The organism is Prevotella sp. 885 (assembly GCF_002265625.1).
Taxonomy (GTDB): Bacteria; Bacteroidota; Bacteroidia; order Bacteroidales; family Bacteroidaceae; genus Prevotella.
The window spans coordinates 1-1,644 of sequence record NZ_NOVE01000114.1; the positions used below are offsets into that span (position 1 = coordinate 1).

Annotated in this window: 2 protein-coding genes; both read right to left on the bottom strand. The window is 41.1% G+C overall.

Translation table 11 applies throughout. From position 1 onward, the window contains the following. Nucleotides 1-186: 186 nt before the first annotated feature. Nucleotides 187-732 (bottom strand): hypothetical protein, encoded by a 546-nt coding sequence (locus tag CHL74_RS15270; RefSeq protein WP_094882005.1) that lies wholly within the window; start codon nucleotides 730-732, stop codon nucleotides 187-189. A 403-nt stretch (nucleotides 733-1,135) separates the two neighbouring features. After that, the gene (locus CHL74_RS15275) at nucleotides 1,136-1,459 is read right to left on the bottom strand and encodes a hypothetical protein (RefSeq protein ID WP_176452292.1); all 324 of its coding nucleotides are present in this window, start codon (nucleotides 1,457-1,459) and stop codon (nucleotides 1,136-1,138) included. Nucleotides 1,460-1,644 lie beyond the last annotated feature (185 nt).

A 1,644-nucleotide genomic window follows, 5' to 3' on the forward strand; every position in this document is an offset into this window, starting at 1 on the left:
CACCTACGCACATGATTGACGCATCACCCAGCCAAGCAACGCTTGCAGCGAGCTTGTCTGACCTCCTCGTCAATCATCAACACGCAAGCGTCATCCGTCTTCCACGTCATTTCATTCCGTCATTCTTTCTCTCAAATGACACAAAAAAACTTACACCCAAAAGATGTAAGTTCCTGTATATGTTTTTTAATCTAAAGCCGACATTATAATCCAAAAAATAGCAAGAGCTATCCAAAAGAAAATAAATAGGAACAATCTACTAAATTTTCCCCATATTTTTCTTCTATTGAGAGTTTTATATATTCCATAATAATGGTCGTAAATATCCTGATTGCAATTTGATGCTTTCAATTTGAATAAAAGTTGCTTAAACTTACAATAGCAAGCGTCGGGATATTTATTGTTAATTCTATTTTCATCAGTTCCATCACCAAATATAATAGGTTTCCATCCGTTTATTAACATCTGCGAATGGAACAAATCCAATGTGTTACAAATATCATTTACATCATTTGACACGGTTGTCCCCAATACTTTGTCAACATTATCAAGAACTGCACGATTCAAACCATTCAACTGATTTTGCTGAATCTGTTCTTCATGTTGCTCCTGACGTGCTTTTGATTGAGCACGTCTATATACAGATGCATGTTTATCACCAAAAACAGCATTACTAATAACTTTACCTAAATCTCTTCCTACTTGATTTTTGGCAGATTGAAAGAACCCCATATTTTATGTTTTTGCTGCAAAAATACTAAAAATTTCATTAAAATAGAAAATTACGCAATGATTTTAATTAACCCCTATCTGATGCATAGCCATTAGATAATAGGTAAAGCTACGCTTTCTATTGTCTGTCAATGCGAGAAAGCCGTCTGACTTATGGCAATCAAGATTGCTATAAGTCTGACAGCACTCTCGCTTATTCAAATAGGTATGGCAGAGGTATGGGATAGAAAAGGTAGTGCGCCTATTGTCGGGCAAGACCGACAGGCGCATTACCTTTTTATCCCTCACCACTGCCGCATTACCGCCCGATGGGTCGGGCGTGGCGTGTCGCTCGTTTGGTGTTGTGGGCGGTGGTTCAGTAGCACGAAAGAGCGCAGTATAAAGCCGAAACCTTCGTTTTTTCTCACATATATTGCAACATCCGCAAGCCATTGATGCCCATCCGATACCCAATAGCCTTTCGTGGTACGGCAAGACCTTCGGTTTGCTCGGCTTGGAGGCTTAAAGTGCCGAAACTCGGTGCTTTTCCGAAACTTTTTGCTTGTTTCAGCCTTATTTGTTCAAGCCGAAACCCTATATCGTGCCGAAAACCCGATGCTTTGCCGAAACCTTTTGCTTGTTTCAGCCTTATTTGTTCAAATCGAAACCCTCGTTTCTTGTGGAACTTGGAGCGGTTGTGCATCAGCGTGAAACCTCGGCTCGCTTTCGTCATCAGCGAAACTTGCAAGCCTTTTTCGTCACTTTCTGCCTTTTCGCCTTTTAGCGCAACTAAGGCGGTTTTGCGAGTGTGAGAAACTAAATATTAACATTTGTTTACATATTCCGCAAAGGTCGGGCGGTCGTAGCCGTCAGCAAGGACAGGGCGGTCGGGGGGTCTTTATCAAGACGGGTTAAGGGAAAATCCCTTAACAA